This window comes from Staphylococcus coagulans (genome assembly GCF_002901995.1).
Taxonomy (GTDB): domain Bacteria; phylum Bacillota; class Bacilli; order Staphylococcales; family Staphylococcaceae; genus Staphylococcus; species Staphylococcus coagulans.
This window is the reverse complement of record NZ_PPQN01000125.1, coordinates 3,684-4,568: the sequence shown is the minus strand read 5'-3', so window position 1 is coordinate 4,568 and position 885 is coordinate 3,684. Positions and strand designations below refer to the sequence as shown.

The 885-nt window shown below is 35.9% G+C and carries 1 pseudogene; it reads right to left on the bottom strand.

The window, feature by feature from the left end:
- A pseudogene (locus CD118_RS11695) lies at nt 1–879 on the bottom strand (ISL3 family transposase); the annotation flags it as partial.
- Between the last annotated feature and the right edge of the window lie 6 nt (nt 880–885).

Genomic DNA, 885 nt, shown 5'->3' with positions numbered 1-885 from the left:
CAAATCTAAGGGCGCTTTTAATAGTAACTTCCAATAACGCTTTAATTTATTATATTGAGGTCTGTCTTTTGTCCTAAAACCATTCATAACTTGAACTCAGCATCGATTGATTTCACGATTGATTGCTTGCACGATATGAAAGCGATCAATAATCATCTCCGCATGAGGAAATAAGTCTTGAATGAGTGCGATATAAGGTGGAAACATATCTATAGAGATGGTTTTCACTCTTTCACGTTGCTTTCTAGAGAACTTTAAAAAATAGGCTTCTAATTTATGTTTGCGACGATCAGGTAAAATATCGATGATATCATGGGTTACACTATCACAGTAAATAAAGCTCATCGCACCTTCGACATCTTTCGTTGATTTGAATTCGTCAAAAGCTAAGTGCTCAGGTAAAACATGATGTGCCTGTGTTTTCACCGAATCACTCACCTCTTTTAAATGGCGATGGACAGTTGAATGTGATACACACAGACTTTCAGCGACATCCTTTTCTGAGATGACTTTAGATAGTTTCCGCGTCATCATACGTTTGACCTCATTTGAGATCGTACATCGGGGCTGAATATAGGGTGTTTGAGCTGTAAAGGTTTGTTGGCAAGCTTTACAGTAAAAGCGCTGCTTCTTCAATTTTAAATAGGCAGGTCTTTCAAAAATTAATCCCATATAAACTTTCGTTTTACGAAAGCCATGTTTAATAATTAAATGGGCATCATTTTTAATTCCACAACACGCACAGGCACTGGGATGATATGTCAATTGGCCTTCGTATAATAATGCCTTTACGTTTTTATGTACATGTAATCCTAGATTTTGAGTGATTTTTAAATTTTTGACTTTAATTCCAAGCATTTCTGATATATCATTACACATAGGCAC